Annotated in this window: 25 protein-coding genes; 6 read left to right on the top strand and 19 right to left on the bottom strand. The window is 43.0% G+C overall.

The annotated features are described in order from the left end of the window. Positions 1-217: 217 nt before the first annotated feature. The 5 genes from NPUN_RS01120 to NPUN_RS01100 form a co-directional block, all read right to left on the bottom strand. Positions 218-454, bottom strand: coding sequence for a hypothetical protein (locus NPUN_RS01120; RefSeq protein ID WP_012407031.1), 237 nt, complete (start codon positions 452-454; stop codon positions 218-220). Between the two features lie 319 nt (positions 455-773). Continuing rightward, positions 774-1,607 (bottom strand): phytanoyl-CoA dioxygenase family protein, encoded by an 834-nt coding sequence (locus NPUN_RS01115; protein WP_012407030.1) that lies wholly within the window; start codon positions 1,605-1,607, stop codon positions 774-776. A gap of 165 nt (positions 1,608-1,772) precedes the next feature. After that, a complete protein-coding gene (locus tag NPUN_RS01110; RefSeq protein WP_012407029.1) occupies positions 1,773-2,159 on the bottom strand; it encodes a cupin domain-containing protein in 387 nt (128 codons plus the stop codon). Then, on the bottom strand, positions 2,149-3,231 hold the full coding sequence (galK, locus tag NPUN_RS01105) for a galactokinase (RefSeq protein WP_012407028.1): 1,083 nt from the start codon (positions 3,229-3,231) through the stop codon (positions 2,149-2,151). The genes NPUN_RS01110 and galK overlap by 11 nt, the downstream gene beginning before the upstream one ends. 5 nt (positions 3,232-3,236) lie before the next feature. Further along, a complete protein-coding gene (locus tag NPUN_RS01100; RefSeq protein ID WP_012407027.1) occupies positions 3,237-4,325 on the bottom strand; it encodes a M24 family metallopeptidase in 1,089 nt (362 codons plus the stop codon). A gap of 403 nt (positions 4,326-4,728) precedes the next feature. Here NPUN_RS01100 and NPUN_RS01095 point away from each other — a divergent pair, with 403 nt between their 5' ends. Further along, positions 4,729-4,971 carry a hypothetical protein gene (locus tag NPUN_RS01095; protein ID WP_041565826.1) on the top strand — a complete coding sequence of 81 codons (243 nt, stop codon included), beginning with the start codon at positions 4,729-4,731 and terminating at the stop codon, positions 4,969-4,971. A gap of 472 nt (positions 4,972-5,443) precedes the next feature. Beyond that, the gene (gene psaB / locus NPUN_RS01090) at positions 5,444-7,672 is read left to right on the top strand and encodes a photosystem I core protein PsaB (RefSeq protein WP_012407025.1); all 2,229 of its coding nucleotides are present in this window, start codon (positions 5,444-5,446) and stop codon (positions 7,670-7,672) included. 402 nt (positions 7,673-8,074) lie between these two features. Here the strand turns inward: psaB and NPUN_RS01085 are convergent, their stop codons facing one another. From NPUN_RS01085 to NPUN_RS01055, 9 genes are all read right to left on the bottom strand, one after another. Beyond that, positions 8,075-8,287 (bottom strand): hypothetical protein, encoded by a 213-nt coding sequence (locus tag NPUN_RS01085; RefSeq protein WP_012407024.1) that lies wholly within the window; start codon positions 8,285-8,287, stop codon positions 8,075-8,077. Between the two features lie 481 nt (positions 8,288-8,768). After that, positions 8,769-9,869 (bottom strand): galactose-1-phosphate uridylyltransferase, encoded by a 1,101-nt coding sequence (galT, locus tag NPUN_RS01080; protein WP_012407023.1) that lies wholly within the window; start codon positions 9,867-9,869, stop codon positions 8,769-8,771. Beyond that, positions 9,848-11,704: a glycoside hydrolase family 2 protein gene (locus NPUN_RS01075; protein WP_012407022.1), complete on the bottom strand. Its 1,857-nt coding sequence runs from the start codon at positions 11,702-11,704 to the stop codon at positions 9,848-9,850. Before NPUN_RS01075 ends, galT begins: the two co-directional genes overlap by 22 nt. Positions 11,705-12,432: 728 nt before the next feature. Further along, positions 12,433-12,507: a hypothetical protein gene (locus tag NPUN_RS44635; protein ID WP_419788449.1), complete on the bottom strand. Its 75-nt coding sequence runs from the start codon at positions 12,505-12,507 to the stop codon at positions 12,433-12,435. A 72-nt stretch (positions 12,508-12,579) separates the two neighbouring features. Next, entirely contained in the window at positions 12,580-13,062 is a 483-nt protein-coding gene (locus NPUN_RS42925; RefSeq protein ID WP_234711028.1) for a hypothetical protein, read from the bottom strand. Between the two features lie 333 nt (positions 13,063-13,395). Further along, positions 13,396-13,656: a hypothetical protein gene (locus NPUN_RS42920; RefSeq protein ID WP_234711027.1), complete on the bottom strand. Its 261-nt coding sequence runs from the start codon at positions 13,654-13,656 to the stop codon at positions 13,396-13,398. 81 nt (positions 13,657-13,737) lie between these two features. Further along, the gene (locus NPUN_RS01065; protein WP_012407021.1) at positions 13,738-14,751 is read right to left on the bottom strand and encodes an SDR family oxidoreductase; all 1,014 of its coding nucleotides are present in this window, start codon (positions 14,749-14,751) and stop codon (positions 13,738-13,740) included. Between the two features lie 209 nt (positions 14,752-14,960). After that, a complete protein-coding gene (locus tag NPUN_RS01060; protein WP_041565113.1) occupies positions 14,961-15,149 on the bottom strand; it encodes a hypothetical protein in 189 nt (62 codons plus the stop codon). A gap of 12 nt (positions 15,150-15,161) precedes the next feature. After that, positions 15,162-16,040 carry an SDR family oxidoreductase gene (locus tag NPUN_RS01055; protein WP_012407020.1) on the bottom strand — a complete coding sequence of 293 codons (879 nt, stop codon included), beginning with the start codon at positions 16,038-16,040 and terminating at the stop codon, positions 15,162-15,164. 810 nt (positions 16,041-16,850) lie between these two features. Here NPUN_RS01055 and NPUN_RS44415 point away from each other — a divergent pair. Together NPUN_RS44415 and NPUN_RS44410 are read left to right on the top strand one after the other, a co-directional pair. After that, the gene (locus NPUN_RS44415) at positions 16,851-17,147 is read left to right on the top strand and encodes a pentapeptide repeat-containing protein (RefSeq protein ID WP_012407019.1); all 297 of its coding nucleotides are present in this window, start codon (positions 16,851-16,853) and stop codon (positions 17,145-17,147) included. Positions 17,148-17,168: 21 nt separating this feature from the next. Then, complete coding sequence (locus NPUN_RS44410; protein WP_012407018.1) at positions 17,169-17,396, top strand: pentapeptide repeat-containing protein; 228 nt, start codon at positions 17,169-17,171, stop codon at positions 17,394-17,396. Between the two features lie 89 nt (positions 17,397-17,485). On the opposite strand, the gene NPUN_RS01045 is transcribed toward NPUN_RS44410, so the two are convergent. From NPUN_RS01045 to NPUN_RS01035, 3 genes are all read right to left on the bottom strand, one after another. After that, positions 17,486-17,950, bottom strand: a complete 465-nt coding sequence (locus NPUN_RS01045) for a YbhB/YbcL family Raf kinase inhibitor-like protein (protein WP_012407017.1) — start codon at positions 17,948-17,950, stop codon at positions 17,486-17,488. Positions 17,951-18,039: 89 nt separating this feature from the next. Then, a complete protein-coding gene (locus tag NPUN_RS38190) occupies positions 18,040-20,010 on the bottom strand; it encodes an SDR family NAD(P)-dependent oxidoreductase (RefSeq protein WP_012407016.1) in 1,971 nt (656 codons plus the stop codon). A 165-nt stretch (positions 20,011-20,175) separates the two neighbouring features. Continuing rightward, positions 20,176-20,748, bottom strand: coding sequence for an Hsp20/alpha crystallin family protein (locus NPUN_RS01035; RefSeq protein ID WP_012407015.1), 573 nt, complete (start codon positions 20,746-20,748; stop codon positions 20,176-20,178). Positions 20,749-22,216: 1,468 nt separating this feature from the next. Here NPUN_RS01035 and NPUN_RS01030 point away from each other — a divergent pair. Both NPUN_RS01030 and NPUN_RS01025 read left to right on the top strand, forming a co-directional pair. Then, complete coding sequence (locus NPUN_RS01030) at positions 22,217-22,666, top strand: DUF1392 domain-containing protein (RefSeq protein WP_012407014.1); 450 nt, start codon at positions 22,217-22,219, stop codon at positions 22,664-22,666. 212 nt (positions 22,667-22,878) lie between these two features. Further along, complete coding sequence (locus NPUN_RS01025; protein ID WP_012407013.1) at positions 22,879-23,727, top strand: cyanophycinase; 849 nt, start codon at positions 22,879-22,881, stop codon at positions 23,725-23,727. A gap of 139 nt (positions 23,728-23,866) precedes the next feature. Here NPUN_RS01025 and NPUN_RS01020 read toward each other — a convergent pair whose 3' ends face one another. Together NPUN_RS01020 and NPUN_RS01015 are read right to left on the bottom strand one after the other, a co-directional pair. Beyond that, positions 23,867-24,457: a thioredoxin family protein gene (locus tag NPUN_RS01020; protein WP_012407012.1), complete on the bottom strand. Its 591-nt coding sequence runs from the start codon at positions 24,455-24,457 to the stop codon at positions 23,867-23,869. Positions 24,458-24,713: 256 nt separating this feature from the next. Next, positions 24,714-25,649 (bottom strand): M48 family metallopeptidase, encoded by a 936-nt coding sequence (locus tag NPUN_RS01015; RefSeq protein WP_234711026.1) that lies wholly within the window; start codon positions 25,647-25,649, stop codon positions 24,714-24,716. Positions 25,650-25,659 lie beyond the last annotated feature (10 nt).

The raw sequence follows: 25,659 nt of genomic DNA, 5'->3' as shown, positions 1-25,659 counted from the left end.
TTCTTCTGCCTCCTGCCTCCTGTCCTCTGCTTTTTTTGATAAATATTAAAACTGTGGAGTTTTTTCAAATAAAGCGAACCAGCTTAAAATTTAGATAAAAAATTTTAAGCTGGAAAGATTGATTCTAAGTTTAGGATAAATTGCGGCAAACTTTAGAAAAATTAAATCTTGCAATGACAAAAATGAACATTCATCTTGATTAGATGCAAGAACCTTTTTAACGAGAGTCCGTTCCTTGATTAGGATGGCCAGGTGACTTAGCACCTCCAGGTGCTTCAGATTCAGCACCATGATGAACATCTGTACCTGATTCTTGACCAGTCATCCGATATCTTTCATCAAGAGGAGTATCACCCTCTTCTGTAGTTGGCACAGTTGTTTGGGTTCCAGGGTTATCTTGAGGATCGTATTTAACTTCATCTTGTCGGCTATCTGGAGGAGTTTGTGATGTCATAAAAATTTTTACCTTATTTGATAGGTTATTTTAATAAAATAATAGCTTTCAGTTCCTCGGAGATTTCCTATCCTTAGGTAGAACTAGTTGTATAACTTTTTTAATAAAGTTTTAAAAAAATGCTTAAAATTGGTAAGTAAAAGCACAATCTAGCTTAATATTTACTAATAGTTACAATAACTTCACTATCGTTATAACCAAAGAGAAAATAAATTTATCAGCTGTTCCTAGTACATGAGGTACAGAAATTTGTAGGGACGTGCATCTGTGCGTCCCTACCTTATACCTCACGAAAGCGAGAAGTGACTAATTTCAACTACTAATACTTGAAATTTACATAAGTTTCAAGTTTTTCTTTAGGTAACTGTTCAACTACCTGACACCGCAGCATCTGTCTCATCTCCACCGGTAGGCTCTCATAGTAGTCTTGTTGGAGAGTCAATTCTACTTTTGGTGTGTGCAACCAATGCATTGCATAGCCCATGACTACCATAGGTCTTGGCTGGTTTGTCCGATTTGGGGAACCCCGATGCAGTGCTAAAGGCGATCGCACCATCACGTCACCAGGCTGCATATAAAAGGATTCCATCGGAATTTCACCACTAGCAACCTTCTTTAATCCTTCTTCTCGCGGTAATACATGAGTACCTCGTGCCATTTGGAACGGGCCGTTTTCTGCGGTTACTTCCACCAGGGGAAAGTTAACTGCTAGGGCGTAAAGTGGGGTTACAATGCGATCGCCTACGGCGGGGCGTAGCCCATCGCTAAACAATGGGCGAAAATCCCGATGGATCTCCTGATAATCTGAACCCTGAAATGGGACATCAACCCCCATCTGAACCATCACGTATTCTTGGAAAAACACGCGCTCTAGGACACCCATAATCACTGGGTTGGCAAAAACCAATTCATTAGCGAATGGATAAATCCAAGGCAAGGTCAGATAGTAGCGGGAAATTTCACGAGGAGCCAACCCACCTGGTTGATTTTGACGCTCGTGAAATAATTTTTCAAAAGCTTGTGTCCACTCGTCAATTAATTTTTGCTCAAAAACACCAGGAATGACACAAATTCCGTCTTTATTCAGTTCTTGAGCAAATCGGTCTAGGTCGGTAGCTGAATATTTCGCTATACCGCCTATACTTTGAACCATCTTTTTTATCCTCTTCAACTTATAACTAGAGTCGTATTAATATCAGACCTCTAGGGGATTTTTTAATTGCTCGTCGATAGTAACGCACTATTTTGCAAATTAGTGGCTGATAGCGATTCTCCGTAACAATTAATTAAAATTATTTATGCTTAATTACTTAGCAAACTAACTCTTTGACTCTTCAGGCAATGCAACACTATCGCCTGGCTTTGAAGGCCATCTGACAGTCAGAATAGTGCAGTCGGACTCAGCAACCCACCAATGGGGAACGCCTGCACACCAAAGAACATAATCACCTTCACGAGATAATAAAATTTCTCTATCTTCAAATTGCAGGCGAAATTCTCCGTCAATGAGAATTGAAAGGGTAGCAGCTTGGTTGTTTACTGCCCATTCAGTTCTACTGTCACCTGCTTTGTGAACAGCCCATTTTACTTCTAGCATTTCCGTGGAACGTGGATCGTCTTCAGGGGTGATAAAGTGACCCATGAACCATCCCCAACGATTTACACCTTCAACGGCTGCATTTCCATAAACAACTTTAGGCTGCATCACTTAACTCCAAGGAAGGAACCAAAATTTGTCCGTTGTAACCTGCTTGCTTGTATTGTTCAAGAACATGGGTTGCAATACTTCTCGCTTCACCAGCCACAACTAAAGCGACACTTGCCCCGCCAAAACCCGCACCTGTGAGTCTTGCACCAAACACTCCCGGAGTTTTTTGCAACAGTTCTACTAGAGTATCCAGTGCAGGTACGGATACTTCGTAATCGTCTCTCAAACTGGCGTGGGATGCGTTCATCAATTCACCAAAGCGCTCAGATGAGACTCCCTGCAACACTTCCAAGACGCGGTTATCTTCTGTAACCACATGACGGGCACGCCGCCGTAGAGGTTCGGGTAGTTTTTCTGTTACTTCAACATCAGTAATATCTCGCAGTGCCTTAACTCCTAGCGATCGCGCCGCCTCCTCACATTCAGCCCGACGCTGATTATAACCACTAGTTGCCAGGGTGCGGGGTACACCGCTATCAATCACCAAAATTTCGGCGTTGTCTGGCAAAGGCATCACCCGGCGTTTTAAAGTCCGAGTATCTAAAAACAAGATATGTTCAGTATCAGCCAAGCTAGAAGCCATCTGATCCATGATGCCGCACTGCACGCCAGCATAGTGAATTTCTGCTTGCTGGGCAAATTGGGCGATTTCAACATCATCAATGGGAAAGTTCAGAAGTTGGCGTACTGCCCGAAGTGTTGCCACTTCCAAAGCCGCGCTGCTAGACAAACCCGAACCCATAGGAACCGATGATTTAACGTAGACACAAAGTGATGGTATTTTGTATCCTGCTTTTTGTAAAACTTCAATACAGCCAAAAATATAACTGGCAAATCCAGACGGGGAATGGTTTATATCTAAAATGCTCACTTGCTCGTTCAGATTTTCCGAGTAAAAGTGATGGTGGCTATCGCTACTCAAACCTAGCTGTACCGTCGTGGATTGAGGAATCGCAGTTGGCAGAACGAAGCCATCGTTATAGTCGGTATGTTCGCCTAGTAAATTTACTCTTCCTGGAGCACTGGCTTGAGTTTCAGGTGGTTTACCGAATACTTGTTGAAAATCCATAATTTTTAATTGTACAAAGGTACAGGGCGCAATCTTGCTTCTACCTCAACACTAGGAAAATTTGGATCGAAAGTCAGATTTTCCAACTTTCCATCCTTGAGAATCACAAAAGTATCTTCAACCTTTGCCCCCGGTAAACTGGGATTCCAAGCAACAGCAATGCCTTCTGTCAAAGTATCAGTAGTAGTTGGATTTGCGACGATTTCTCGCGCTAAATATCCAGTGGTTCCTCCCTGGTGGTGTTCGCGGATGGCATTGGGAAATCCATGCTGCTCATAAGCCTGAGCTAGGGCGTGATAAACTGCATTGAGACTGGTTCCGGGTTGGCACAAATTCAAAACTACTGCTTCTATTTCACGCACATGGGAATGCAATTCGGCCTGTTCGCCTGAAAGCTCACCAAAACAAACAAATCGAGTCAGATTTGCATACAAACCGTAACCTCTAGCGCAAAACACCAGCATCGCTTGCCGTCCAATCTGTTCTCCAGTGGGTGTAGCATGACGGTATAAGGGTAAACGCCTCTCACCCGCTACCAGTGTCAGCGCTGGATGCAACCCTTTCGCCCATAAAGCCTCTGCACCCGCACCCGCTAATTGATATTCTGTCCAAGTTGGCTTGGCGGCTTTGAGTACCTCTGTCATTGCCTGACTAGCTTTTTGCCCAACTTGACGATATCGCTCTAATTCACTTGACATCATTACCCGTTTATGTTTTCGCAGAGATGGGGGTAACGGCTTTTCTAAATTGGAGATGGGGCGATCGCTAATTGCTATTTTGCCGCTAGTGGCATCACGAACAAAAGACTCACGGGCAGCAGCATCAGCCCAAGGGTTGATATGCACCTTAAAATTAGCAGGCAGTTCTTCATCCTTAAGACGCTGCGCTTCAATTTCATCCGTCAATACCCAAGCATCTTCAGTAGTTACTAATACTTCTGCTACGCCAGTTTCAGCAGTCAGCAGCACGGTATTAGAAGCGCCAGCCGTCGCCCAGGCAAACCAGTCTGTACCACGCAAACGCACGCCTTGCACTTCAGATTCACGCAAGGTTTGCCTGATTAACTCTAGTTTTTTGGAGACTTCTTCATTCATACAAAATTAGTAACCAGATGATGAATACAGACAATTATGAGATTCATCTGTGTTTATATGCGTATGTCTACGGTTTGAAAAAAGCGTGAGTACGGTATTATATCGAGTTTGACATTTCAATATTTACAACTACTACTTGTAATCTCTTCGCCTTATTCTCTGGTAAAGCATCATCGGCAAATATACTCGCTCCACGAATTGGTAATTTTATAAAAACTCAAAAATTTAAATTTCATCTAGTTGCTTAGAAAAGTGTATTCGCAATTACAGAGCAACTTCATATAGACTAACTCCTCTAGGCGAATCCACATCAAGCCAAGGTAGTTCTCAAGAACGATGTACTCCTTAGTAAATTTTTGAAATTATAAAAATGCAGGAGCTACAAAAAAATCAAAAAAAGCCCATGAAATCCCAAGAAACTCAAAACAAAATAACAGAAAATAATGTTCCCCTGTCAGACAACACAGCTAGCGATATGAATCCCCAAGAAACCGGGAAATCTGAGCCTATTACTCAGGTACAAAGGGATAGTGTAATCACCAATCAGGATTTACCCAACCCACTAGTTCGCTATGGTTTTACCCTGGTTATATTGGCTACTTTCTTATTTGTTGTCGCCATTTACTACGGAATTATTAACCCCTAAGTAATTTATCTAACTTAGGTTTTGCGAAAAGTACGATTTCTTGTATTAGACTTTACCAAGTACTGCATAAAGTTGAGCTTAGTTTTGTGTTTTATTTTGCTAAAATAATCATTCTCATGCCACATACTTAAACAAAATCTAAGCTCGTGTTAATAAAAATTTAGTAAATTTTGCAGCTCTGGGACTGTATTTAAGGCTACAAGTTCATTTAATAAAAATATCCTCCTATAGTTAGATGGAAATGGTAGTCATTAATTAGTTTATTACTTCTATGGAAATGAATTGCATCATACCGCCTAATGATGTAAGTCTAAGAATTAACCCTGTTTTATACTCAATACTCATCAGCTTTGTGCTATTTAGATTGACATCCAATTCAAGGCTGAAAGGGTGCTGATTCAATTGTAAAAAGTTGCTGGCTCACTAGAACTAGTAACTTGGATTAGCGTTTAAGGAGATGTAATTAAATTGCATGGCCACAAAATATCCTAAATTTAACCAGGATCTCGCACAAGACCCGACTACACGTCGGATCTGGTATGCGATCGCTACGGGAAATGATTTTGAAAGCCATGATGGTATGACCGAGGAAAATCTTTACCAAAAGATTTTCGCTACTCACTTCGGTCACGTGGCAATCATATTTCTGTGGGCATCTAGCTTATTATTCCACGTAGCTTGGCAAGGTAATTTTGAACAGTGGATTAAAGATCCGCTGCATATTCGCCCAATCGCCCACGCAATTTGGGACCCTCATTTCGGTAAAGCAGCAGTACAAGCTTTTACCCAAGGGGGCGCTCCCTATCCTGTTAACATTGCTTACTCTGGTGTCTACCACTGGTGGTACACCATTGGGATGCGGACGAATAATGACCTCTATCAAGGTTCAGTGTTTTTGTTGCTGTTAGCAGCATTGTTCTTGTTTGCTGGTTGGCTCCACTTGCAACCTAAATATCGTCCCAGCTTGGCTTGGTTCAAGAGTGCTGAACCTCGTTTGAATCACCACCTGGCAGGTTTGTTTGGTGTTAGCTCTCTAGCTTGGGCTGGACATCTTATTCACGTTGCCATTCCCGAATCTCGCGGTCAGCATGTTGGTTGGAATAATTTTCTCACTACCTTACCTCACCCAGCAGGTTTAGCACCTTTCTGGAGGGGTGACTGGGGTGTATACGCTCAGAATCCTGATACAGCAGGGCATCTGTTTGGCACATCTCAAGGCGCAGGGACTGCTATTCTGACTTTTTTGGGTGGTTTCCATCCCCAGACTGAATCGCTATGGCTGACCGATATGGCTCATCACCATTTAGCGATCGCAGTCATCTTTATCGTTGCCGGTCACATGTACCGGACTAACTTCGGGATTGGTCACAGCATCAAAGAGATGCTCAACTCCAAAAAATTCTTTGGCATCCAAACTGAAGGTCAGTTCAACTTACCGCACCAAGGGCTATACGACACCTATAACAACTCGCTGCACTTCCAGTTATCTTTACACTTGGCAGCGTTGGGTACTGCCCTGTCGTTAGTAGCACAGCACATGTACTCGATGCCTCCTTACGCCTTCATCGGTAAGGACTACACAACACAGGCGGCACTGTACACTCATCACCAGTACATCGCTGGGTTCTTGATGATTGGTGCATTCGCTCATGCTGGTATCTTCTGGGTTCGGGATTACGACCCAGAGCAAAACAAAGGCAACGTCCTGGAGCGTGTACTTCAGCATAAAGAAGCGATTATTTCTCACTTAAGTTGGGTGTCGCTATTCTTAGGCTTTCACACCCTCGGATTGTACGTCCACAACGATGTTGTAGTTGCCTTTGGCACTCCTGAAAAGCAAATTTTGATTGAGCCAGTATTTGCTCAATTCATCCAATCTGCTCACGGGAAACTACTGTATGGGATGGATACTTTACTATCTAACCCAGATAGCATTGCCTACACAGCTTGGCCCAATTACGGTAACGTTTGGTTGCCAAACTGGACAGCAGCGATTAATTCCGGTACTAACTCCCTGTTCTTGACGATTGGGCCTGGTGATTTCCTGGTTCACCATGCGATCGCTTTAGGGTTGCACACTACCACATTAATTTGTGTCAAGGGCGCATTGGATGCTCGTGGTACCAAATTGATGCCTGATAAAAAGGACTTCGGCTTCACCTTCCCCTGCGATGGGCCTGGTCGGGGTGGTACTTGCCAAACTTCCTCTTGGGAACAGTCTTTTTATCTCGCCATCTTCTGGATGCTGAATCTCCTTGGTTGGGTGACTTTTTATTGGCATTGGAAGCATCTAGGCGTTTGGCAAGGTAACGTCGCTCAATTCAATGAGAACTCTACATACCTGATGGGTTGGTTCCGTGATTACCTCTGGGCTAACTCCGCTCAGTTGATTAACGGTTATAACCCCTACGGCACAAATAATTTGTCTGTCTGGGCTTGGATGTTCCTCTTTGGACACCTGGTTTGGGCAACTGGTTTCATGTTCTTGATTAGCTGGCGTGGCTACTGGCAAGAGTTAATTGAAACTCTTGTCTGGGCACACGAACGCACTCCGCTAGCTAACTTAGTTCACTGGAAAGATAAGCCTGTTGCTCTGTCTATTGTCCAGGGTTGGTTAGTAGGTCTAGCTCACTTTACAGTTGGCTACATCCTTACTTATGCAGCATTCCTCATAGCTTCAACTGCCGGGAAATTCGGTTGAAGTTTTTGATAGATATCCTCTGACTTAGCCATCTCCCCCTCTAACCTAACGGTATTGAGGGGGATTTTTGTATATTGAAATCCCTTCACCTCGTCTGGTCATTGCTTCCTGGCACCGATCAAAGCATTTGTATACCACCACTGACGGGTAAATATGCTCCATTGCCCCCTGCCTTATCCCAACGATAATTATTTACGCCGACCTACTTATATGACAATACGGTTCAGTTAAGGGCTACTGGCAAAAATTTTGGGTTTTTGAGACGCGATAAATCGCCGTCTCTACAAGTGTTTTGGTCTTATCTGAACTGTATTGACTTATGTGAGGTGCGTTAGCAAAGCGTAACGCACCCTATGCCTACTACGCCTATTTCAAAAATCAAATATAAGTCCTATTGTTACTTCAGGTACTAGTATTTGATTTTTCACCTGGGCGTTCGGTAGCAGGAGGAAATTTAACACTTTCTTCGACTCTATGGACTTCTGTGTTAGTTTGCTCTTCAGACAGGAGATCGTCAGGGTTTAATGATTGATCGGCAGCATCATCAATTACTCCATTGGCATTAATATTGGGTTTATTAGAAGCACCTTTATGGCTAGCATGTCCACCAGGCATAACTATTACCTCTCATCTTTATAACTAAACACCCCCAGCCTAAACTCTTTTGTTTGGAGAAATACACTATCAGAAGGCTTATAGCAGAACTATCAGAATCCAGTCTGGAGTTATATAGATTTCTCGTAAGGGCATAGCAATGCTGTGGCTCTAACTATTTGTATGATTATTTTTAAAGTGAAACGGTATTACAAAAAAGTTAAAAACCATCCCTGATTAGAAGGGATGGTTAAGAGGTTGTTTGAAAAGTGGTGACTGAGGTATACAAAACTTTAGATCCTCCTAAATCCTCCTTTTTAAGGAGGACTTTGAGAAGGTTATTCCCCCTTTTTTAATGGGGGCTATAGGGGGGATCTGAATACAAGCGTAGAATTTTCAAACATCCTCTAAGACAGTTTGTTGATGAACTAATTCAAGAGGTGGACAAACATTAATAAATGGGTAGGTTTGTCAAGAAATTAAATTACAGTTTCAAACCCTGTCACACCGAAATCGGTTCTTCAATATTTACCACCACAGCTTGTAGTTCCTTTGCTTTTTCTTCTGGTAAAGCATCATTGGCAAACATCCCGGCTGCAAGTTCGGTTCCCGCCAGATACTTCAGCCTTTCGCTTGTCCGATATGGTGGAAAAAACTCGGCGTGTAAATGCGCTTCTGGATGGGCTAAACCATCCGTGGGTGCTTGGAACCAAGCCATCAAGTAAGGAAACGGGCGATTCCACAAACCGTCATACTTGAGAGTGACAGTTTTTAACGCTTTGGCAAGTCCCCAACGTTGTTCTGGGGTAAGATCCATGAAAGTGCTAACTGGCTCTTTCGGTGCAATCCAGACTTCATAGGGGTAACGAGCGCATACGGGGACAAATGCGATCGCATACTCATCTTGATAAATAATCCGTCGATTGTCTGCAATTTCCTTCTGAATCAAGTCTTGCAGTAAACCCCGCCGATGTTTTTCATAATACTCCTGCTGCATTGACAGCATCCGCGCCGGAACAGGCGGTATAAAAGGATAGGCGTAAATTTGCCCGTGGGGATGGTGCAATGTTACACCCACCTCTACCCCTTTATTTTCAAAGGGCAGCACATACTGAATTTGCGGATTTAGTCCTAGTTCGCGGGTGCGATCGCCCCAGACTTCCAACAACAAATCTAGATGATCCAACTCTAAGGAACTCAAGGAGGCGCGGGCATCTTGCGTAAAAACCACTACCTCACAGGCTCCATTAGCTGGTAACGTTTCCACGATGGTATCAGGTGGATTGTTGGCTGTGGGAGTCATTGAGGGAAAGCGGTTATCAAACACTGCCACGTCATACTTACCTTGGGGTAGTTCTGTTGGGAACTCAGGGTTGGTGGTAGGTGCGAGGGGATTATATTCTGGGGGCGGCATGAATGTCCGCCCTTGACGGTGACTCGCATAAGCTACCCATTCACCCCGCAAGGGGTGCCAGCGCAAGTGGGGATTAGCTTGCACTGGCTCATTACTAGGGCTAGTGGCTTCTAACTGACTAGTAATTGGGTAGCGACTGTATAACTTTAGTTTGCGTCCGTCGGGCTTTAACAGCTTGTGGGAGTACATAAACCTTGTCCTGAGAGGGTTGCTGCGCGGATTGCCTCAATGGGAAATTTCGGCGTGCGATCGCCATACAATAAACCGTTAGCTTCTTGAAAGGTATCAGTTAATTGTGTGTAACAGAATCCGCTAAATAGCTCAATGTCATTAACTGTTTTGAGCAGAGCAGCGTATTTCATTTCTAGTTCGGAGATATTTGAGCAGTGTTCATATCCCCAAGCTTGATCGGCATTAGGTTGGTCAATGGGGGCATAAGCGATGCCACCAAACTCGGTCAACATCACTGGTTGTCCCTGATGGGGATAGTTATCCAGGGTGAGGATACGCCCCCCAGGACGGCTACGCTCAAATAAATCCGATATTTGAATATCCGCTCTGTAGCGATGGGCTAATCGCTCAGGCTGGCGTTCATAGTCGTGAATAGCGAGGATGTCAGTATCTGTACTTTCCCAACCATCGTTACCAATTACTGGGCGAGTTGGATCGAGAGTTTTAGTCAGATGATACATAGCTAACACGTAGTTACGATGAGCCGCCGTTTCAACCAAATTTGGCACACCCCAAGATTCATTAAACGGCACCCACGCCACAATACAAGGATGGCTGACATCTCGCTTGATGATTTCCGTCCATTCATGGGTCATCCGTTCCACAGCTTTCGGTGTGAAGCGGTAAGCGCTGGGCATCTCCTCCCATACTAACAACCCTAAAACGTCTGCCCAATATAAAAAGCGGGGGTCTTCAATTTTTTGGTGTTTGCGTACTCCGTTAAAACCCATAGCTTTGACGAGTTCTACATCATGTCGTAATGCTTCGTCACTGGGTGGAGTCATTAATGTCTCAGGCCAATAGCCTTGGTCGAGAACTAGCCGCAGATAGTAGGGGCGACCGTTGAGCATAAAGCGATCGCGCTGAATGCTCACAGTCCGCATCGCTGTATAAGATTGCACTTCATCTAAAAGACAATCTTTATCCCATAGCTGAATTTGAGCATCTATCAGCGTCGGCTTTTCTGGACTCCACAGTAATTCATTACGGCAATCGTCAATACCCGGATCGCTCAGAACAATGCGGCGGGTAATTTCTCCATTGAATATTTCATAGGTATCGCTTGCTAACACCCGACCGCCAGCGCTGAGTTTAATTTTAATTTGTACACCCGAAGTAAGTAAATTACCAGCCAGCCCAGCTTCAAACCCAATTTCCCACCGTTCGCAGTCGGGAATCCAACGAAGATTACCGATATAAGTCTCACCTACACGTTCCAGCCAAACTGTTTGCCAAATACCACTTGTGCGAGGATACCAAATACTATGGGGTTTCAAGTGCCAATCTTGTTTACCACGAGGTTTGGCGAGGTCGTGCGGATCGTCTTGCGCCCACACTGTTACCTTTGTAGTACCACTGTCATTTAAGGCATGGGTAATATCGAGAGTGAAAGAGGTGTGTCCGCCTTCATGCTCGGCTATGTATTTATCGTTTACCCACACACGAGCGCGATAGTCCACAGCGCCAAAGTGTAACAGTAATCTGCCGTCCCCTGGTGGTGTTTCAAATTCTCGCTCATACCAGCAGTTTGGATGAAACCCGCGATCGTTAATCCCACTTTTGGTAGATTCGGGCGCATAAGGAACTTCTATATAATTAGACCATTGACTAAAATCGCTGGGTTCGACACATTTTCCCTGGTCATCAAATGAAAATTTCCACAGCCCATTTAAAGATTGCCAGCGCGATCGCTTTAACAATGGCCGTGGGTGTGTTGCTGTTAAGTCCACAAAATTACTATCAGTTTTAGAGGCTAATTTAACCTCAGGATTGTCTAAATCTAACAATTTCATCAAATTTCCTCCCTATCCATAACTCAATCAACCCCTGCTATAGATTAGATCCAGACCCAAATATTGGATTCCCAGATTTAGCATGAGTTTTTACCCAATCATTCATCGATCGGTTAGGGCTAGTAGTATTATATTTTTTCGTAGCCAATACTGATACCTTCCCAACTTATGTGGTGAAGTATAACAATAAGTTTATATAGCCCTAGCTCGTGACATTATGGCATATACATTACCAATCTTTGCCAGGTTATCTAAAAAAAAAGCATTAAATTTAGGTGCCTAATAACTATCATAAATCTGCCACACGATAAAGTGCTTGTCAGAAGAATTTTATTTATATAAATTGTCTAAATAAATGTTTTAAACTCATTTATTAGTCAATAAGCATTAGCAAACAAAAGGAAAATAACTAAAATCAGGTTATATAAGAGAATAAGGGAACCATCCATTGAATTTGCTAGATAGATAGCATTTTTGCCTGCAACCACCCCAATTCTGAAGATAAAGTCAAGTTTGCCAGTGCAAGTGCAACTGATTTGCATAAATGCTTGGCGACATCAATTAAGCCTGCGAATGATTAGTATCGCAAGAGACACTACAAAAACACTTGGATTTGTAGCATCCTACGCGCTACATCTTAAATACTTGGGTAGAAAATAGCTCAAACCCTTATCAATCAAGTAATGACTGCTAACAGTTAACTTCAGAGCTTAATTTACCGAATAAAGTTAAATTTTAAAATCTATCAACTTCTTTTCAGCCTGAAGCCAATATTTTACAGACTTGCCATTTGGATAGCCCATTTTTTGCCAGATTGCATAAGCTTTCAAACAGATTTTATAGAAATTCAAAATTAAGAAAGCCAGGGTGATGGCTTAAATTCCAACTTCACCAAGTGCGCGTATGTCATCGTCTGAATGACCTAGCGATCGAAGTGGCATAACTATGTCGCTTTCTAAATCCGGGACATAGCAAACAATCAGGCTTGCCGCGCTTTCAGGCTGCCCAGTAGGTAAGATTCGCACTCCGTTAAGAGCAGCTGGGATAATGCATGACTCACCACAAGCAAGTGTCTCACTTCCACCCTGGTACTCAATCCTTACTGACGTTCCAATATTGGATAGGGTCAGGCAACGCCACGGGTGTTCCGGCTCAATATGCGCTTGGGTTAGGGTCCATCTTTCGAGTGCAAAGTATGGTCCGGCGCATCCTTTGATGTAACGGTTGGCTCCTTCTTGTAATAAGAGTCCAGCAAAAGGACGTGGCTGGTAATCAGTACGTAGTTGCTCAAGGGTAGTATTAATGCACTTTTCCCACTCGTTCTCGCTGCGACTGTTGCCTTTCATATCACTCGGCATTACGTCTTGCGAAAGGTCGGATGTTTGTTCGACCTCGAAAATCAGAGTGTCGGGTCCAAAGCTGTGTATTATCCCGCTTGGCACATAAACGGTGTCGCCTCCTTTGATGGGGAAGCGTGGCATTACCGCATTGTAGTCTTGCTTCTTGAAAGCGTCAAACAATTGCTCATGGGTTACACCAATTTTTACACCTGCTAAAATGCTGGCATTCGGTGCTGCCCACAAAATATGCCATGCTTCGGTTTTGCCGTTCGGCTCACTATAAAGGCGTTGAGCAGTCTCGTCGTCGGGATGAAGGTGAATCGGCAGCCGACTCGAAGCATCAATGAACTTCTATAGGATAGGGAAATGCGGCCCGCGCCAGCCAACGCCTACCAATTCGTCTGGGTATGCCTCAACCAGATCGTGAAGAGTTTTTCCGGCGAAGTTGCCGTTGGTGACGATACCAGTCTTGTCCTGATAGTCGCTTATCTCCCACGTCTTTGCAACAATACTATCTGGAAGATTAGCTTTGCTGAGTCGCTCCTGAATGAGACGACCGCCAAAAACATACTTATTAATGTGGGTAGTTAATTTTATTGGATACCAGTTCATGCGGGGTACTAAGAATGTTCGTAATAATCTCGTGGCGTACAGGGATGGATTGTCTAGAACAATTCTGGCAGTTTAGTAACTTTAAACCGCAAACGATGTAAACCACCAGATTAAGGTGCCAAGACCAACAACAATAATGGTTGTAGTCACTGGATGCTTCTCAGCCTTCACGTAGAGGCTGCCCGATCGAATCCAGCCTTGGTGAGTCCCTCGCTCATGCATACCGTAGCCAGCTCGATAGAGCGCACTGTCTTCTCGATCGCGCGAGGGGCGATCGGACTGTTGCGAGGGAAACGCCCAAAGCTCTATCAACTTGTCTGTGAGACGTGGTGAGATGCCAGCCAATACTGCCAGAGCCTTGGCTTGAAAACCGACAAACATATCTCGTTTCGGATGTTCAGCGGCATACAAAATTGCTTCAGTGACCGCTTCAGGTGGGTAGATCATGCCGCGATGTGCGGGTTGTTTTGGCATGTAGCTGCGGGCATGTTCGTTGTATGGAGTGTCAATCCGTCCGGGGTGAATCAATGTTACTGATACAGGAGCGCCTTCAGCCTCTAATTCTGTTCGTAAGGCATCTGTCCAACCATGCAGCGCATGTTTTGAAGCGGAATAGGTTGACTGAACCGCCACTGCTCGATCGCCCAGAAAGCTGCCAACATTGATTAACGCCCCACTGCCGCTTTTGCGTTGTTTAAAGTGGTTAACAGCAGCGCGGGAGCCATACACAACGCCCCAAAAGTTCGTGTCAAACATCCGCTTCATGTCGGGGATTGAAACATCCATACAGCGACCAAAGATCGATACGCCTGCATTGTTAACCCACGTATCAAAACCGCCAAATTCAGCGATCGCTCTTTCGGCGATGCGATTCACATCTTCTTCTTGCCCGACATCAGCTACGACATAAATCGCCTGTCCACCTTTGGCGCGAATTTCATCAACCAGTTGACGGAGAGCATCTTCATTTCGTGCTGCCAGGACAAGCTTTGCACCCTGTTTTGCCGCCATTCTAGCGGTTACTAAGCCAATGCCACTAGAGGCACCTGTAATGACAACAACTTGGTTTCGGAGAGGTTTCAGGGAAATAGCCATAACTTTTGATTCAAACAAGATTTTTGTAGGTTTATTTGTTAATGGGCATAAAGCAGAATGTCAGAGTCCAGCTCTCTGCTGATAGATAGCCCGCCAATAACTTGAAGGTGTGAGGCTTTTTTAAACGTAATGGGTGAATAGCGCAAAGATCAGGCAGGAGGCAGAAAGAGAAGAAAATAAAAAATTGAAAGTCTTAAAATACAAAGATTTTATAACTCCTGCCCTCTGCCTCCTGCCCCACCCCAACAAATAGCTTTTCTGAGTGCCATTTGGTAATAGGTTTCTTGACTTGGATTTCGCCTCACTGAATTGATTTGAAAGCAGGTTCTCGGCAGATCCGCAAATGCCAGGGCAGGTTTAGCCGAAGCATCTGCAATGAGACTGATAGAAATTGGCATCAAAGCAAAGCGCTATGGAAGAACGGGCTGACCGCCAGTAACGGGAATCACCGCGCCTGAAACGTAACTGGCTTCGGAAGAAGCTAGCAGCACGTATACCGGTGCAAGTTCGGCTGGCTGTGCGGGGCGCTTCATTGGGTACTGCTGCCCGAACTGTGTCACCTGTTCGTTTGGCATCGTCGCCGGGATTAACGGTGTCCACACAGGACCCGGCGCGACAGCGTTCACCCGGATGCCCTTTTCGGCCAGTAACTGCGCCAACCCACCAGTAAAGTTTACGATCGCTGCCTTGGTTGCCGAATACGCCAGTAGCTTCGGCTTTGGTTCAGCTGCATTGATGGAAGCAGTATTGATGATGGCGCTACCTGGCTGCATGTGTGGCACTGCGGCTTTGCACAGGTAGAACATCGCGTAGATGTTGGTTTTGAAGGTGCGATCGAACTCCTCTGACGAAATCTCATCGAGGCTTTCTCGCGTCATCTGGAAAGCGGCATTATTAACGAGGATATCGATTTTGCCGAACTCACTTTGCGCCCGCTCAACGATCTGTTGACATTGCGCTTCTTGCTGGATATCGCCTGCAATAGCGACGCACTTACGTCCCTCTTTTTCGACGATGCGAACGGTTTCCTCTGCATCCGGTTCTTCGTTTAAATAAGCAATTAGCACATCAGCACCTTCGCGGGCGAAGGCAAGCGCGACTGCCCGCCCGATGCCAGAATCGCCACCTGTGATAATAGCCGCTTTACCTTGCAGTTTTCCAGAACCGCGATAAGAATTTTCGCCATAATCTGGCTTCGGGTTCATCTGTGACTCTAGTCCTGGCACTTCTTGCTGTTGTTCAGGAAACGGCGGCTTTGGTTGTTGTTCTTGTAAGTTCTGTGAAATCATTAACTCTCCTTTCAACTGAGTTTTGAATAAAAAAAGCTAAATCAAGTAAAGCTGCTTTTGTTCAAGCGCCTGATGCAGCATTTGCTGTAGTGTTTGTCCTTTTGTTGTTCGATTATTTATTCTTTATAGTTACCAAGTAACTGTATATTACTTGACCTAACTTCTACCTGTAGGCTGAGATTAATTCCGAGTTATTGTGTGTTTGTGAACACAAATATATTTAAATAAATTGGAAGTTATCTTTAGACGAATTTAGATTAATCCTTAATAATATTTCGATAAGTGTTTTCTACTTTCAGGCATAGGATAAAAGCAATGATTGGCATAGAAGCTTTATGCCTACTGACGGTTGTAATTTTTTCATCTTACTCTGTGCTGCGGCTATTTCTTCCAAATCTGGTTTTTAATTCTTTTGTATACTTCATTACATGTTTAAGTAAGTTAGTTCTTCTTTAAGTATGATTTATTAAAGTAAGTTAGTTCTTCTTTAAGTACGATTCAAATTAACTATTTGGGTTGAGATTTTTATATTAAATAAATTGTTAACTAAAGATATGTGGGCTTTAGCGAATCGCATACAAGGAACTTTACCTAATACCGACCCAATTGGGATGACGATTGATCCTGAAACCAACCTTCAAGAATAGCCTAGTTCAAGTTGCTTTCAACGGCGATCGCAGCAGAAGGGCTGGGCATCTTATTTTTTGGATCTCCTGAAATAAGTGTTCCAGCTTTGAAGTATTTTCAGCAATCCATCATTTCAACAAAAAGCTCAAGTCTTGTATTTGAACAAAAACGGGGTATTAGCCGATGGACGTAGAAAAACTCAGGCAACTATATGCCGCAGGAGAGCGAGACTTTAGTATCGTTGACTTGAGGGGTGCAGTCTTGGAAAACATCAATCTCAGTGGTGCAATTCTACATGGGGCGATGCTAGATGAAGCAAATTTGCAACAGGCAAATCTCAGTCGGGCTGACTTAAGTGGGGCTACGCTCAATGGTGCAGATTTAAGAGGGGCTAATTTAAGCAAAGCCGATTTGAGTGATGCAATTCTTGACAATGCAATATTAGAAGGTGCAATTCTTGATGAAGCCGTTTTAAATTAGGCTAATCTCAAAGCTGCTAACTTGGAGCAGGCGATTCTTAGTCACGCTAACATCCGTGAAGCTGATTTGAGTGAAGCTAATTTGGAAGCAGCAGATTTGAGCGGGGCAGATTTAGCGATCGCGGATTTGCATCAGGCAAATCTGCACCAAGCTGCATTAGAAAGAGCCAATCTTACAGGAGCTAATCTAGAAGATGCCAATTTAGAGGGGACTATTTTAGAGGGCGGCAACAACAATCTTGCAACCTAAGTTTTGCTCAAGGCTGAGTAAATATATAAAGAGGAAATCACAAAGTTTTTGAGAAACCCTCCTGCTTCAGCATTTGAGCAAAACAGTATTTACTCAATTTCTCTAGCATAGCGTCCCATAAGTTCTGCCTTATCCAAAATATGATTCTTTATAGCTGCCAATAGCTGTTGTTTGTTTGCTCCTGCTGCCAAATCAAGCATTTGGTCTAACGCATAGATTGTGAAAAAGTAACGATGCGCCCCATTTTTGGGTGGACAAGGGCCTCCATAACCCAACTCTCCAAAGTTATTCTTTCCCTGTAATGCACCTTCAGGAAGTTTAGGTTGCTTGGCAACACCCTCTGGTAATTCACGAATATCAGCAGGGATGTTGTAAATAACCCAATGGATAAACGTTTCATTGGGTGCATCAATATCATCCACAATCAAAGCAAAACTCTTTGTTTCTTGAGGTGCAGCTTCCCAGTATATTGGAGGAGAAATATTGTCTCCATCACAAGTGTATTTGAAGGGGATAGTGTTCCCAATGAAAAAAGCTGGGCTTCTGATTTCCATAGTTTTGTAGAGAATATTTTTAAAAAATCGGCGTTACTAAATATGGAGTTAACAGGCAAGAAGGCACAAAGGCGCAGGGAAGAAAAAAATTACAACTGACTACTCCCTATTCCCTTCACTGATTGAACTCTTCTTAGACCAAAATGAAACAGAGCATTCTGCACGATTAGTTCCGGCAATATATCCTTGAACATCTGTACCATTTGTTGAATCTGCTCGAAATTATCAGGGTTATCGAGAATATCTTCTACTTCTCGCTCACCAACCCACACAGCAGGAGACAGGCGGCTAGCAGCTTCTTCTGCTTTCTGCACGACATCTTGCACGAGAAGTTGATACTCCGGTCGCTCTCGCCAAACCTTGATGTCTGACCAAGCTGCCAGAAAGAAAGCCGGCCATCGTGCTAATGCTTGGTAATCGGAGTTGACAATCGGTACACCCAGAGTTTGTTTAATGTCTTGATAAACCTGTGGCATTTCTGGCGAAATTTCTTGAGCTGACTGCTCATCTATCAGTTGAATTTGGTGATGACGATAAGCATTTGGCCCATGTCGGGAATCTATACTGCCATCCTGACCTACTATCTCACCTGCAAGCGTCTTGCTCAGTGCAATCTGCTGGATGAGTAGTTGCGGATTCCCAAAAATAAAAGCGTTAAGTTCTTGTCGGATATGATGTTGCTGTGCTTGTTCTACTTCAATCTGATAACCTGGTTGATACCAATCATTGATATCACGATAAACATGCTCACTAATTGCGATCGCATCCTCTAAAAATGCTTCGGTTTGCATCGCAGGTTTGAGACGTTGCCAAAACAACTGCATCACTGAAGGATACATCGCATAGGCACGCCAGTTAGCAGGTGTCCAAGGGATTCCCAATGTGTCTTGGATATCGTTGAAACAGGCTTGAATTTCAGGTGATGCTTGAGAAGGCTGGATTAACTGGATTTTGGGTTGCTCAGTTGTTGTCTGTGGAGTTGGCTGCACAATCTGCCGATCTGCTCGATCGCCATTTTCCTCGTTTCTAGTAATTGTGTTATTCCGCCGTGCAGCTCTGTTACTCAAATAGGTTAACCAAGAGGGCGACAAGAAAGAATGACTGTCTTTTCCCAATGCTCGCTCTGTACCAATACCACCCGATGCGGCAGGTAGTAACCAATTTACCCAAGTAAGCAAATTAGTATTTAGCCCTGGAAACAGTCCATGAAATCTGGTAGCAATCTGAGCCGGAAGGGACAGAATTATTTCTGCGTCACCTCGCTTTAAGGCAGCAATAGTTTTGTAAGCTACAACTTCAGCACTCATTGAGAGCAAGGGCAAAGAATCACTAATACTGAACCAGGCATATTCCTTACGGTGCTGACCTTTAAATATGACATTTTCAGGAGCGCCTGTGCGGATTAAACCAGGACATACGGTTGTAACACTAATTCCCTCCTGAGCCAATTCTGCCCGCATTCCTTCTGATAATCCAGTTAAGGCAAACTTGCTAGCACAGTATGGCAGCATGTGGGGGAAAACGACCTTACCACCAATTGAGGAAATGTTAACTATCCGCCCTTGATGTCGTTCGCGCATTTGGGGCAAAACTGCATAGCTGGCGTAAAGCGGTGCCCAAAAATGCAACTTCATCGCATCGTCGTAGTCCTCCACCGTCATCAGATCCATTGGACCGACAAAATCAACGCCAGCGTTGTTGATTAAGATGTCGATCGCGCCGAAGCGATCGCGTACCTGTTGTACCATCTGCTCAACCTGAGTTTTGTCAGTCACATCACAAGGTACAGCCAGAACCTCTCCACCTCGTTGTTCTAGTTCAATACGCGATCGCTCCAATTCTTCTGGATCGCGGGCACAAATCGCCAAACGCGCTCCTGCTTGAATCAACTGGCGTGCCATAACTAGCCCTAGCCCCCGCGAGCCACCTGTAATCAGTACAGTTTTACCGTTCAAGTTATAGATGCGATCGCGCCACCAGCGATCCAATAACAGCGAACTCAACAATGCGCCAATGATGAATAGTGTAAAAATTGGTAAATTTTGATAGTTTATATTCATAAATTTGATGGATAGAGTTGAAAAATAGGCAAGGTAGAAGAGGAATTGGGGCAGGGTGCGCTTTGCTGGGGGAAGAGGACTTGGGGAAAAACTTCTTACGTCACCTTGTCACCTTACCCCCTGCCCCCTTGTACTGAGCGCAGTCGAAGTATGCCTCCTGCCTCTCTATTGAGGATTAGATGCCACAGTTTCCTCTGCCTGTAGGGACTCTTTCTCATTGGTAGGCTGAGAATGACCGTTGCCTAATTGCTGTGATTGTCCGTTTGTGCTGTCACTCAGATTAACCTTGACCACGCGATTCTGTTCGGACTGGGCTTTAGGTAAAGTTAGACACAGCACACCGTCTTTAAATTCTGCTTGCACTTTGTCGTTCTGAATCCGTGTAGACAAGGGGATTATCCGCCCAAAGCTACCATAGCGAAACTCAGAGCGACGAATGCCTTTTTCTTCAGTAGTGGTTTCAAATCTGCGTTCCCCACTGATCTCAACTGCTTCTGGGGACACTTTCACATCCAAATCATCTGGTTTTAAGCCAGGTAATTCGATGCGTAGTTTAAAGGCATCGCTAGTCTCGTGGATTTCGGCAGGAGGTGTAAATGCAATAATATCGCCGCGATGGGCTACGCCCCCCTGTAGGCGATCGCTCTCTTGAGATGACAGCATTTGATCGAATAATCGATTTATTTGCCGCTGCATAATTTCTGCTTCTTTAAAGGGTTCCCAACGAATTAAAGGCATTTTGGTTTCCTCAATTTACTTAATTCGATTCAATCTTAAAAGCCTGGTTTCTGCCTACTAAATAAGAAATAGTCTGTATGCTATTATTTCTATCCAATGGTTTGAATTTGTGTGAACAATTAGTGCATTCTTAGATACAAAGGATCGTTCTGAGCCAGAATTAAGAGTCTTATCCGCTTTTGGTAATGGGGTGAGCGGACTGAATAATCACGTGTTTGCACAAGCTTGGGAGGTAATAATAATTTTAGCTTATTAGCCAGACTTTGAAATTGCGATCGTGGCAATTCTATAGGAATATCTATATTCAGTTGTGAAGACGAATAACTATCCACTAAGACAGAAGTGACTGAAGGCTTTTTTGACTAGAACTTACAATAATGCTTTGTGCTAACAACTCAGTTACCGCACGATTTTCGATGTTAATTAGTCTCAATGGCCGTATTCCCTTTCCTCGTCCTTTGGTATATGCGACATATCGAGATAAACTGCTGACAATATAGCTCTCATCGCGGAAAGAAGCACTACATTATTCTTTTAAATTTTGCAACAAACGGTTGAAATAGTTTGCCAAGATGGTCTCAAGGCGATCGCAGCAACAGGTATTGATACCTTGCTAGTGGATCAACTCGAACCTGTTGGCGAAACATTAGCGGAATGCTAAACAATCAGTATTTCATTGCATTGCTGCTTGTGAAAGACTTGATGTACAACTAGTAATTTCGCATAGAGGTGGGATGAGCGAACAAGCAGTGCGTTTCCTGAAGGGGCTGTCGAATTTAATACTATTGTTAATAAATTTTAATTTTCTTGTGTACGAAACCGAACAGACAAATATTATTTTGTCTGTTTTTAGTTAAAAGATAAAATGTCTTACTGTATCATCTAAATATTGATAAGATATAGTACTTAGTACTTAAAAAATGATGTAGTTTTATATTTATTTAGATAGATGAGAAACCAAAAATAAAACAGTATTTTGTTATTAAGGTGGCAAAGTATTGGTTATACCGATTCGATATAGAAATGCTCTAAATCGGGTTGCAAGTTTTTACCCAAAATTAAGTTTGGTGTAGGCTTGCAAAGAAAGGTATTAGCGATCGGCTAGCCAGAATTAATAATCTAAGATGAGAGCATTTATGGCAAGCGCAAAAGCTCAAGCCAAAAATAACGCTGTCTGTCAATAATATTATTTTCTCGAAGCAGCGTAAAATAAAGCGATCGCAGCTAGATTAAATCCAATCCTCAGTACATTAATGCTGAATTTAAATTCAGCTCATAAAAAAATTTAATCATCACAAATATTTAAAATACGCCTGATATACTTTGCTTATGCTAAACAAAAATTAAGAACCTACAAAAAAAACTTACAAATCGACTATTTTTCCTACATTTCATACCTAGCCTAACAAGGATTTTACCTTTTATTCTTGACATTTTGCCCATCTGAAACTTAGTGCCCTAAAGCATTATGATTAACCAGATTACATTTTTGGAATCCTGCTGGCATCTTTCCCCTCCGTGGGGTCAAACCATGCCTCCATTAGCAGTTCAGATACTAGAAGAAGTTTTCCTGTCAAGCTCTGATCTGCCAGGCTATTGCTGCGGTGTTCACTGGGAAGGACAGGAATGGGTTTATGCAATTTTTTGCCTTGGTGAAATACTTTACTTGTCTTCTAAAGAATTTCATCCAACAAATGTATTCAAAAACGGTGTTGTTCCTACTTCGCTTTTTAAATTAGGCGATATGGTTGAAGTTGATTTTACTCCCCAACCGACACGTCGTATTATTCAAGGAATTTTTAGGCTCAAAAGCAGTTGGCTTTACGGTGTGGAGTGGTGTACCCCAATTATGGAAGAAACGGCATTGAGTCAAAGTCAATTCATCTGGCTTGCTGATGTTGATTTAGTAAAAGTGTAGCATTGTTAATAAATGATGTTGAAACTATGAACCATTTTGCTTTATCAAACTTTTGTGGTTCTCGTTTTGATTTTAGGTTACTCATCTTTAAATCACTAATTTTAATGAAAATTCTCTTCTTCAAGGATGTATTTCAATATCTCCAAAGACTGATTACGTAGTGCTAGGAATCATAGTTAATTTAAATTAATTTAATATCAGGAGCCATTCTTATGGAAGTTAATAGCAAACAAGAACTCATCATTATTGGAGGAGCTGAAGATAAAAAGGAAGATTGTCAAATACTACGCGAGTTTGTACGACGTGCTGGAGGTACGAAAGCAAAAATAGTAATTATGACAGCAGCGACAGAACTACCTAGAGATGTTGGAGAAAATTATATTAGAGTATTTGAAAAGCTAGGAGCTGAAGATGCTCGTATTGTTGATACGGAAACTCGTGATGACGCATATTCTTCTACGGCATTAGAAGCTGTCAGCAAAGCTACAGGAATATTCTTTACTGGAGGAGATCAAGCTCGAATCACAAGCATTCTTAAAGATACTGAACTTGACACAGCTATTCATAAGCGTTTTGCTGAAGGAGCAGTTATTGCAGGCACAAGCGCAGGAGCAGCTGTGATGCCAGATAAAATGATTGTAGAAGGCGATTCTCAAACTAACCCTCGGATGGAAATTGTCGAGATGGGGCCAGGTTTAGGCTTTCTACCGGGAGTAGTAATTGACCAACATTTTTTACAACGTGGACGCTTAGGGCGCTTAATTTCAGCTTTGGTACAAGAGCCTGCTGATTTAGGATTTGGTATTGATGAGAATACTGCGATGGTAGTTACTGATAAACAAATTGAAATCATTGGTGAAGGTTCAGTCACAATTGTCGATGTACAGGATACATATAACAATATGGGCGAAATCTTAAAGGATGAGGCTTTAGCGATTTGTGGAGCAAAGCTTCATATCTTACCGCATGGCTATAAATTTGATTTGAAAACCCGCCAACCTATCTTAAATAATGGCTATATCCCAGATGTGCCTGTATTAGCAAATTCAGAAAAGATTTAACGTTGAACAGAGTCATAAATTAAGCCTTTACAGTTTTAAGGGCTTAAGTAGGCTTTAAATAATTACTAACTCGTAATTCGTAATTTTTGGGTTTAACAAAAAATATATAACAGTCCTTAATTACGAATTACGAATTACTTTAATTTACTACCTGGCTGCCATGACTGCGGGGATCATCTTGACTAGCTGTTGGTGCTACTGGGGCTGAAAATTTGGAAACTTTCCCGCTAGCTTGAGCATAAGGAAGAGACGAACCAGTAACCAAAGCTTCTAAGTTACTAGCCATAATTGTGCGGGGTTGATCGCCGATCGCTTGAGCTATGGTTTCCCCTTGCTGACTTAAAAATACAAAATGGGGAATCCCGTCCACCCGATATTTCAACATTTCAGGTAGCCACTTGGTATTATCCACATTCAGCATGACAAAATTCATCTTGTCAGCATACTCTGTTTCTAGCTGAGTGATATCTGGCGCCATTTTCTGACAGACAGTACACCAATCAGCATAAAACTCTACTAGAGATGGTTTGCCGTTGCTGACGGCTACTTCTAATGGTGTGGACGAATTGCTTAACTTGGCAAGGGAAGCTGAGGTTGTTTCAGTTCGCAATCCTAAGACGAGGGCAACGCTAAGAGCGATCGCTACCATTACAACTAAGAAGTTTCTCAAACGCTTCCCTAATGAAGATTCAGACTTATCGGAAGAATTAACAGGTGAATCAGTACTCATAACAGAATTATTAAAACTTATTAAGCAATTTCTTCTTTAGTCTAGCTGACTCCAGCCGCTCTTTAATACGTAATTTGATCCTCAAAATGGGTATTAGAGGCTATTTATAAAGTAAAAATAAAATTCTTGTAGGGTTTGTTAGGCGCATATTTCGATATAGTTTGTTACAAAAAATATGACTCTCGCGCCTAACACACCGTGTTATGTAGTGATGAACACCCTACTTAATATTTATGCCACTCATAACTTAGTGTTTTTATTTACCAAAGCGGCGCTCTATATCATCTGCTTGGGAACCACCGCGAACTGAGTTAATCCGTAACGAGGTCTTATCTTTAGAAATGTTATAAGTTAAAGGCTTTGTCTTAGATATTCGCGCTTCACCCTCTTTAGCCAAAGTCTGGGGTGGATACTTAATAATTAAAGCTTTGATTGCCTCAATCCGTTTGGGTACTGCTGGATGAGTTGTATCAAATTCAGAACCAGGAGTTTGAGCCAAAACCTGCATTACTCTTAAACATCCTTCTGGTTCAAAGCCTGCTTTCACAGAAGCTATGTAGCCAATTTCATCAGCTTCAAACTCTTGTTGTCGTTCTTGTTCTGCTAAACGCTGTTCTAACTCTTTTTTCTTTTTCTCGACAATCTCATTAATGCGTTGCTGTGATTCTACTTGTCGTTGAGCGCCTTGATTACCAAGAACTGAACCCAGCAAACCACCAAAAGTTCCTCCAACTACACGATTCACGACGGCACCGCCAACGTTAGCAGCTGTTGACTCTTGGTTTGCAGCTTCTCTTTCTCCCAGTACTTCTTTGGTTGCTTCTTCTTGAATTTTGGCAATCAACTCAGTTTTTTTAGCTTCACCAACAGCAATGTGACGCTTGGTGTGATGTCCCATTTCATGGGCAACTACACAAGCTAATGCTGAAGAATCACCAGCTAACTGGTCAAGTATGCCATCGTAAATAGCAACCAAATTAACGTCACTAGCATAGGCATTGACATCATACTTGGGAACAGCCACAACCCGCCAAGGACGATTATCTAATTCGTTGGCACGTGCTACTCTATCTATAACGCGATAGAGGGTATAAAAATCTTCAGGTAATTCTTTTTTAGCTTGCTGGTAAATTGTTGTAGCTGTGGGTGCCGGTTTCTTTGGTTGGACTGGTTTAGCTCTGACTGGCAGCATTGTAGTGAAC

Source organism: Nostoc punctiforme PCC 73102 (assembly GCF_000020025.1).
Classification (GTDB): domain Bacteria; phylum Cyanobacteriota; class Cyanobacteriia; order Cyanobacteriales; family Nostocaceae; genus Nostoc; species Nostoc punctiforme.
This window is presented reverse-complemented; position numbering and strand designations above follow the sequence as displayed.

Excerpts from the sequence above, each read along its gene's own strand:
- NPUN_RS01120 (WP_012407031.1), bottom strand. The coding sequence starts at position 454 with ATGACATCACAAACTCCTCCAGATAGCCGACAAGATGAAGTTAAATAC.
- NPUN_RS01115 (WP_012407030.1), bottom strand. The coding sequence starts at position 1,607 with ATGGTTCAAAGTATAGGCGGTATAGCGAAATATTCAGCTACCGACCTA.
- NPUN_RS01110 (WP_012407029.1), bottom strand. The coding sequence starts at position 2,159 with ATGCAGCCTAAAGTTGTTTATGGAAATGCAGCCGTTGAAGGTGTAAAT.
- galK (WP_012407028.1), bottom strand. The coding sequence starts at position 3,231 with ATGGATTTTCAACAAGTATTCGGTAAACCACCTGAAACTCAAGCCAGT.
- NPUN_RS01100 (WP_012407027.1), bottom strand. The coding sequence starts at position 4,325 with ATGAATGAAGAAGTCTCCAAAAAACTAGAGTTAATCAGGCAAACCTTG.
- NPUN_RS01095 (WP_041565826.1), top strand. The coding sequence starts at position 4,729 with ATGAAATCCCAAGAAACTCAAAACAAAATAACAGAAAATAATGTTCCC.
- psaB (WP_012407025.1), top strand. The coding sequence starts at position 5,444 with ATGGCCACAAAATATCCTAAATTTAACCAGGATCTCGCACAAGACCCG.
- NPUN_RS01085 (WP_012407024.1), bottom strand. The coding sequence starts at position 8,287 with ATGCCTGGTGGACATGCTAGCCATAAAGGTGCTTCTAATAAACCCAAT.
- galT (WP_012407023.1), bottom strand. The coding sequence starts at position 9,869 with ATGTACTCCCACAAGCTGTTAAAGCCCGACGGACGCAAACTAAAGTTA.
- NPUN_RS01075 (WP_012407022.1), bottom strand. The coding sequence starts at position 11,704 with ATGAAATTGTTAGATTTAGACAATCCTGAGGTTAAATTAGCCTCTAAA.
- NPUN_RS42925 (WP_234711028.1), bottom strand. The coding sequence starts at position 13,062 with ATGCCGAGTGATATGAAAGGCAACAGTCGCAGCGAGAACGAGTGGGAA.
- NPUN_RS42920 (WP_234711027.1), bottom strand. The coding sequence starts at position 13,656 with ATGAACTGGTATCCAATAAAATTAACTACCCACATTAATAAGTATGTT.
- NPUN_RS01065 (WP_012407021.1), bottom strand. The coding sequence starts at position 14,751 with ATGGCTATTTCCCTGAAACCTCTCCGAAACCAAGTTGTTGTCATTACA.
- NPUN_RS01060 (WP_041565113.1), bottom strand. The coding sequence starts at position 15,149 with ATGCCAATTTCTATCAGTCTCATTGCAGATGCTTCGGCTAAACCTGCC.
- NPUN_RS01055 (WP_012407020.1), bottom strand. The coding sequence starts at position 16,040 with ATGATTTCACAGAACTTACAAGAACAACAACCAAAGCCGCCGTTTCCT.
- NPUN_RS44415 (WP_012407019.1), top strand. The coding sequence starts at position 16,851 with ATGGACGTAGAAAAACTCAGGCAACTATATGCCGCAGGAGAGCGAGAC.
- NPUN_RS01045 (WP_012407017.1), bottom strand. The coding sequence starts at position 17,950 with ATGGAAATCAGAAGCCCAGCTTTTTTCATTGGGAACACTATCCCCTTC.
- NPUN_RS38190 (WP_012407016.1), bottom strand. The coding sequence starts at position 20,010 with ATGAATATAAACTATCAAAATTTACCAATTTTTACACTATTCATCATT.
- NPUN_RS01035 (WP_012407015.1), bottom strand. The coding sequence starts at position 20,748 with ATGCCTTTAATTCGTTGGGAACCCTTTAAAGAAGCAGAAATTATGCAG.
- NPUN_RS01030 (WP_012407014.1), top strand. The coding sequence starts at position 22,217 with ATGATTAACCAGATTACATTTTTGGAATCCTGCTGGCATCTTTCCCCT.
- NPUN_RS01025 (WP_012407013.1), top strand. The coding sequence starts at position 22,879 with ATGGAAGTTAATAGCAAACAAGAACTCATCATTATTGGAGGAGCTGAA.
- NPUN_RS01020 (WP_012407012.1), bottom strand. The coding sequence starts at position 24,457 with ATGAGTACTGATTCACCTGTTAATTCTTCCGATAAGTCTGAATCTTCA.
- NPUN_RS01015 (WP_234711026.1), bottom strand. The coding sequence starts at position 25,649 with ATGCTGCCAGTCAGAGCTAAACCAGTCCAACCAAAGAAACCGGCACCC.